The sequence below is a fragment of the Streptomyces sp. NPDC060028 genome, from assembly GCF_042736725.1.
Taxonomy (GTDB): Bacteria; Actinomycetota; Actinomycetes; order Streptomycetales; family Streptomycetaceae; genus Streptomyces.
Genome location: NZ_JBHWVJ010000071.1, coordinates 33,129 through 39,953 on the forward strand (window position 1 = coordinate 33,129; position 6,825 = coordinate 39,953).

The 6,825-nt window shown below is 74.8% G+C and carries 4 protein-coding genes (1 of these 4 cut by a window edge); all 4 read right to left on the minus strand.

Features of this window, described 5'->3' with window-relative positions:
- On the minus strand, positions 1-106 hold the 5' portion of the coding sequence (locus tag ACFWBF_RS28235; protein ID WP_385606835.1) for a non-ribosomal peptide synthase/polyketide synthase. 23,471 nt of this gene lie to the left of the window's left edge; only the first 106 of its 23,577 coding nucleotides appear in the window; it begins with the start codon at positions 104-106; its stop codon lies off the left edge, out of view.
- The gene (locus ACFWBF_RS28240) at positions 103-5,118 is read right to left on the minus strand and encodes an amino acid adenylation domain-containing protein (RefSeq protein ID WP_385606837.1); all 5,016 of its coding nucleotides are present in this window, start codon (positions 5,116-5,118) and stop codon (positions 103-105) included. The genes ACFWBF_RS28235 and ACFWBF_RS28240 overlap by 4 nt, the downstream gene beginning before the upstream one ends.
- Positions 5,119-5,313: 195 nt before the next feature.
- Positions 5,314-5,553 carry an MbtH family protein gene (locus tag ACFWBF_RS28245; RefSeq protein ID WP_385606839.1) on the minus strand — a complete coding sequence of 80 codons (240 nt, stop codon included), beginning with the start codon at positions 5,551-5,553 and terminating at the stop codon, positions 5,314-5,316.
- Positions 5,554-5,609: 56 nt separating this feature from the next.
- Positions 5,610-6,674 carry a MupA/Atu3671 family FMN-dependent luciferase-like monooxygenase gene (locus ACFWBF_RS28250; protein WP_385606841.1) on the minus strand — a complete coding sequence of 355 codons (1,065 nt, stop codon included), beginning with the start codon at positions 6,672-6,674 and terminating at the stop codon, positions 5,610-5,612.
- Positions 6,675-6,825: the final 151 nt, after the last annotated feature.

Genomic DNA, 6,825 nt, shown 5'->3' on the forward strand with positions numbered 1-6,825 from the left:
GGATCTCGCGGCGGCCGGCGGCTCCGGCACGTCCGGCGGTGAGTCTGCGGAGCAGCTCAGCGCGGAGCTGGTCGGGAGTCTGGGTACGCTCGGCGCTGGTGGTCATGCCTGGTGCTCCTTCAGCTGCGTGGAGACGGAGAAGTCGTGGGTGGGGGCGGCCGGGTCGGCGGCGGCCGGGTCGGCGGCGGCGAGCTCGGCCTGGACCAGCGCCTCGACGGCGCGGGCGAGTCCGGCGACGCTGGGGCCCTCGAAGATGGCGCGGAGCGGCAGGGAGACGAGGAACTCGGCCTGGATCCGGGAGATCAGGCGGATGCCGAGGATCGAGTTGCCGCCGCTCTGGAAGAAGTCGTCGTGCACGTCGGGCTCGACGCCGAGCAGTTCCTGCCAGATCGAGGCGATGTGCTCCTCGACGATGTCGCGGGGGCCGGTGCGGCCGGTGTCGCCGTCGGCCTGCGTGTCGGCGGGGTCGGGCAGCCGGCCGCGGTCGAGCTTGCCGTTCGCGGTGAGCGGGATGGCGTCGAGGGCGACGTACGCGCTGGGCAGCATGTAGTCGGGCAGCAGCCGGGCGCAGTGCGCGGTGAGTTCGGCGGTGTCGGGCAGTTCCCCGTCGGCGGGGACCAGGTAGGCGGTCAGGCCGCGGTCGGCGGTGACGGCCGCGTCGCGGACCTTGGGGTGGGCGGTGAGGACGGCCTGGATCTCGCCGGCCTCGACGCGGAAGCCGCGGACCTTGATCTGGTGGTCGATGCGTCCGAGGAAGGTGACGGTGCCGTCGGGCAGCTGGCGGGCCAGGTCGCCGGTCCGGTAGAGGCGGGAGCCGGCCGGGCCGTACGGGTCGGGCAGGAACTTCTCGGCGGTCAGGCCCGGGCGGCCGGTGTAGCCGCGGGCGACGCCGGTGCCGCCGACGTGGAGTTCGCCGGTCGCGCCGAGCGGTACGGGGCGCAGCTCCGGGTCGAGGACGTACATGGACAGGCCGGGCAGCGGGCGGCCGATGGGGACGACCCCGCTCTCGGGGGCGTTCACCGGGTGGATGCAGGTGCCGACGGAGCATTCGGTGGGGCCGTACTCGTTGATCAGCCGGCCGGGGCCGAGGAGTTCGAGCCAGCGGGTGGCTGCGGCGCCGGGGAAGGCCTCGCCGGCGACGAGCACGGTCCGCGCCAGGCTCGCGGCCTGCTCGTCGGTGAGCTGCTGGGACAGGATGTCGAGGTGGCCGGGGGTGAGCTTGACGAAGCTGTACGGGGCGCCCTGCGCGAGGGTGCTGCCGAGGTCGGCGAGGTCGAGTCCGGCGGGCAGGATGTGCAGCGGCTGGCCGGCCACGAGCGGCGCGTACAGGTTCGGCACGACCAGGTCGAAGGCGGTGGAGGAGAAGAGGGCGGCGCCCCCGCCGTGGCTGCCGGCGAGGTCGCGGGCGGCCCAGGCGACGTGGTTGGCGAGGCCCCGCTGCTCGACGGCGACGCCCTTGGGGCGGCCGGTGGAGCCGGAGGTGAAGATCGTGTAGGCGACGGCGAGCGGGTCCTGGCGGCGCGGCGGCCGGGTGCTCGGCAGTGCGTCGAGCACGGCCCGGTCGCGGTCGACGACGACGAGTTCGCCGGGGAAGACGGGAGCCATGCGCACGGCGTGGTCGGCGGTGGTGACCAGCACCCGGGCGCCCGCGTCGGCGAGCATCCCCGCGAGGCGCTCGGCAGGGTGGGCGGGGTCCAGGGGCACGTAGCCGGCGCCGGTCTTCCAGCTGCCGAGGAACGCGGCCAGCAGGTCGGGCCCTCGGTCGAGCAGTACGCCGACCAGGTGCTCGGTGGTGGCGGCTGACTGGCGCAGCCGCCAGGCGAGGCGGTTGGACCGGGCGTCGAGCTCGGCGAAGGTCGTGCTGCGGCCCTCGTGGCGCAGGGCGGTGGCCTCGGGGCGTTCCGCGGCCCGCGCCTCGAACAGGTCGAGGACGGTGGCCTCGGCGGGCTCGGCGACCGTGGTGTGGGCCGCGGTGTTCCACTCGACGAGCTGGCGGTGGCGCTCGGCGGCCCCGGTCAGCTCCAGTGCGCCGAGCGGGGTGGCCGGGTCGGCGACGGCCGCGGCGAGGAGGCGGACGAAGTGGTCCACCAGGCGCTGCACGGTGGCGTCCTCGAACAGCGAGGTCGCGTACTCCAGGACGCCGGCGAGGGCGCCGTCGGGGCGGCGGCGCAGGAAGAGGGTCAGGTCGGTCTTGGCGATCCGCCAGGCCTGCCGGAAGGTCTCGAGGTCGTCCAGGTCGGCGCCGCCGGTGGTCAGCGTCTCGTCGTGCAGGTCGAAGGCGGCCTGGTAGACGGGCGTCCGGGACAGGTCGCGGTCGCCCTGGACCTCCTCGACCACCCGCTCGAAGGGCGCCTCCTGATGGCCGAAGCCGGCCAGGGTGACCTCGCGGACCCGGTCCAGGGCCTCGCCGAAGCCCAGGTCGGAGGTGAGGCCGGCGCGCAGGGCGAGGGAGTTGAGGAAGAAACCGACCAGGTTGGCTGTTTCGGGGCGGCCGCGGCCGGCGACGGGGGTGCCGACGGTGACGTCCCATGCGCCGCCGTGCCGGGCGAGCAGGGTCGCGTACCCGGTGAGCAGGGTCATGAAGGGGGTCGCACCGTGGCGGCGGCCCAGCTCGGCCAGGGCGTCGGCGGTCTCGGCGGGGATCACCACGGGGACGACGGCGCCCCGGTGGTCGCGCTCGGCCGGGCGGGGGTGGTCGGTGGCCAGGGCCAGCGGGGAATGCCCGTCGAGGGCGCCCCGCCAGTACGCGAGGTCGGCGGCCAGGGTCTCCTCGGTCAGCGCGGTGCGCTCCCAGGCGGCGTAGTCGGCGTACCCGAGGGCGAGTTCGGGCAGCTCGGGGGCCCGCCCGGCGGCGAAGGCCGCGTACAGCTCGCCGAACTCGCGCTCCAGCAGCGCGGAGGACCAGCCGTCGCAGGTGATGTGGTGCAGGGCGATCACCAGCACCGGGCCGCGGCCCTCCACGCGGACCAGCAGGGCACGCCACAGCGGACCGTCCTGGAGGTCGAAACCGCGGCCGAAGTGCCCGGCGACCAGGGCGCCGAGCCCCTCGCGGGTGGCGGTGGCCTCGGCGAGCTCGACGGGGCCGGGGGCGACGATCCGCTGGCCGCTCTCGTCGGCGTCGGCCGGGTAGCGGGTGCGCAGCGCCTCGTGGCGCACTTCGAGCGCGTCCAGGGCGCGCTGGACGAGCGCGGTGTCGGCGGCCTCGGGCAGGCCGACGATGAGCGGGGAGACCCACTCGGCGCCGCCGGGGTTCATCCGGTCCTGGAAGTGCAGCCGGCGCTGGCCGAAGGAGAGCGGCAGGACACCGGAACGGTCGACGGGGACCAGCGCGGGCCGGACCCCGGCGGCGGTCAGCAGGGCGGCCTGCGCCTCGACGGTGGCGGAGGTGAACAGCTCGGCCGGGGTGACGTCCTTGCCGGTGGCCTCGCGCAGCCGGGCCGCGAGCCGGGTGATGAGCAGGGAGTCTCCGCCGAGGCGGAAGAAGTCGTCGTGGACGCCGACCCGTTCGACGGGCAGCAGCCCCTGCCAGACCTCGGCGACGATCCGCTGGGCCTCGGTGCGCGGGGCGGTGTACGGCCGGTCCGCGTCGTCCTGGACGGGGCCGGGCAGGGCGGCCCGGTCGAGCTTGCCGTTGGAGGTGAGCGGGAAGGCGGCGAGCGGGATGAGCACGGTCGGCACGAGGGCCTCGGGCAGCAGCCCGCGCAGGAAGGTCCGCAGGTCGGCGGGGAGTTCGGCGTCCGCGGTGGTGAGGTGGGCGGTCAGCCGCTTGGCCCCGTCGGCGCCCTCGGGGGCGGTGACCACGGCGCCGGTGACCTCGGGGTGGGCCAGCAGCGCGGCCTCGACCTCGCCGGGCTCGATGCGCACGCCGTTGACCTTGACCTGGTGGTCGGCGCGGCCGCGGTACTCCAGGGTGCGGTCGGCGCGCCAGCGGACCAGGTCGCCGGTGCGGTAGAGCCGGCCGCCCGCGGAGCCGTACGGGTCGGGCACGAAGCGCTCGGCGGTCAGGTCGGGACGGCCGAGGTAGCCACGGGCCAGGCTGGTGCCGCCGATGTGCAGCTCGCCGGGGACGCCGACGGGGACCGGGCGGCCCTGCTCGTCGAGGACCAGCAGGCGGGTGCCGGGCAGCGGACGGCCGATCGGGACGGGGCCGCTCGCCTGCGCGGGGTCGTAGGGGTGGGCGGTGACGTCGATGGAGCACTCGGTGGGCCCGTACGTGTTCCAGACGGCCAGCCGCTCGCCGTGGCCCTCCAGGGCGCGCCGGCACAGCTCGGCGTGGAGCGGCTCGCCCGCGCAGAACAGCAGGCGCAGCGCGGTCAGTTCGCGCCAGCCCGGCTCGGCGACGAGCAGCCGCAGCACGGAGGGCACCACCTGGAGCACGGTGGCCCCGAGGCGGGCGGCGGCGGCCACCAGCGCCTGGGGGTCGCGCTCGGCGCCGACCGGGGCGAGCGCGACGGCGCCGCCGCTGACCAGCGGGCCGAAGACCTCCCAGCAGTGGGCGTCGAAGCCGATGGCGGTCTTGTGCAGCACCCGGTCGCCGGCGCCGAGGCCGTGCGTGCGCACCGTCCACAGCACGCGGTTGGCGATGCCCGCCTGGGTGACCTGGACGCCCTTGGGGCGGCCGGTGGAGCCCGAGGTGTGGATGACGTACGCGAGGTGGCCGCTCTGGACCGCGGCCCGGGGGGCGGTGTCCGGCAGGGAGGCGATCAGCTCCCACTCCGCGTCCAGGTCCACCTGGGGGGCGCCGAGTTCGGTACCGGCGGCCCGGCCGGCGGTCAGGACCACCGCGGGACGCGCCTCGGCGACCAGCGAGCGCAGCCGCTCGGCCGGGTGCGCCGGGTCGAGCGGCAGGTAGGCGGCGCCGGTCTTCCACACGGCGAGCAGCGAGACGACGAGCGACGCGGAGCGCTCCAGGTGGACGCCGACCAGGGTGTCGGGGCCGACGCCGAGCCGGGTCAGGCGGTGCGCGAGGCGGTTCGCGGAGGCGTCCAGGTCGGCGTAGGAGAGCGGGGCCCGGCCGTCGGCGAGCACGGCGGGGGCGTCGGGGGTGTGCTGCGCCTGCTGGGCGACCAGCTCGGCGAGGGTCGAGCCGGCGTCATTCTGACGGGTCTGCGGAGTCATCTCTCTGGTCCTCTTGATGAGTTGACGGGCCGGCTCGAATCGGATGTGGCCGACTGCGTGTGTGGCTGCGCGGAAGTGCTGCGCGGGAAAGTGCTGCGCCGGCCCGGGCGGGGGCGGCCGGGCCGGCGCGGTCTGTGCGGTGGGGGGTGGGAGGGAACGGGAGGGGCGAGCGAGGTGGGCGGGGGTGGGGGTGGGTCAGGAGGCGTCGGCGAGGGCGTCGCCGGCGGCCGCCTGCTCCATCCGGCGGCGCAGGCTCAGCGGACGCATGTCGGTCCACACCTCGCCGATCCGGTCCAGGCAGGCCTCCTTGGAGCCCTCGAAGCCCTCCGCGTGCCAGCCGGCCGGCAGGTCGCGGTCGGCCCACCACACCGAGTACTGCTCCTCGTCGTTGCGGACCACGCGGTAGGTGCGCTCGTCGGTCTGGACGTCACTCATGTCGGTCTCCAAAACGGTTGGTCGGGCGGAGTTGCGTACGACTCTGCGAGGAGTCGCTATATCGACCCCATACGGGGTCCAGCGGCACGAACCCGCAGGTCATTGAGGTGTTCAAGACTCTTGAGGGTGCGCTGCGCATCGACCCCGAAGTCGATGAGGCAGCCCACCTCGTCGATGCCCAGCGCCTCCAGCCGCTCGACGACGGCGAGGCCGCGCTCGACCGTGCCGAACATGCCCTGGCGGTCGTAGAACCGCTCGAAGGCCCGCTCGACGAGGTAGTCCACGTCGGACTCCTGCACGCTCTGCGGGTCGAAGGTGCCGCGGTCGGAGTCGACCGTGCCCGACAGCAGCCCGAAGGAGGTCTTCAGGTACGCGGAGAGCGAGGGGCGCACGAGCTCGCGCACCTCCTCGGTGTCGGTGCCGAGGAAGGTGTGCAGCATCAGCACGACGTGTCCGGGCTTGTCGCCGTGGTGCTCGCGCAGCGCGGCCCGGTAGACGGAGAGCTTCCCGGCCAGTTCGTCGAGGTCCTGTCCGAGCAGGTGGGTCAGCACCCCGGCGCCGAGCTCGCCCGCCGTGCGGAAGGTGTCGGCGCTGCCCGCGCTGGTGATCCAGACGGGCAGTTCAGGCTGGACAGCGGGCGGGTAGACCCGTACGGCCGCGTCCTTGCCCTTGCCGTCGGCGAGGGTGATGCTCTCGCCCCGCCACAGGGCGCGTACGGACTCCACCGTCTCGGTGAGGAGTTCCTTGCGGCGCGCGTGGGCCTCGGGGCGCAGGACGAAGTCCGTGGGGTGCCAGCCGGAGGCGAAGGACACCCCGGCCCGGCCCGCGGAGAGGTTGTCGACGACCGACCAGTCCTCGGCGATGCGCAGCGGGTGGCCGAGCGGCGCGACGACGCTGCCGGCGCGGATGCCGATCCGCTCGGTGACCGCGGCGAGAGCGGCGCCGGTGACGGCCGGGTTGGGGTAGAGGCCGCCGAAGGGGTGGAAGTGCCGCTCGGGCGTCCACACCGCCGTGAAGCCGTTGCGGTCGGCGAACTTGGCGCCCTCCAGGAGGAGTTCGTAGCGCCCGGCGTCGCCGGAATCGGTGCTGTCGTTGGCGAAGTAGAACAGACTGAAGTCCACCCCGGCTCCTTCGGATCGGCTCGGCGGTCGTGTGTTGATCGGCGAGCACGACGCTAGGGAGCCGGGGTTTTACCGCGTTATCGAATCCATTTCCGGCCAGTGTCCGAGCCGAACCGGACGCGCGGACGCCCGCGGCACGCAGGGCGTGCCG

Excerpts from the sequence above, each read along its gene's own strand:
- ACFWBF_RS28240 (WP_385606837.1), bottom strand. The coding sequence starts at position 5,118 with ATGACTCCGCAGACCCGTCAGAATGACGCCGGCTCGACCCTCGCCGAG.
- ACFWBF_RS28245 (WP_385606839.1), bottom strand. The coding sequence starts at position 5,553 with ATGAGTGACGTCCAGACCGACGAGCGCACCTACCGCGTGGTCCGCAAC.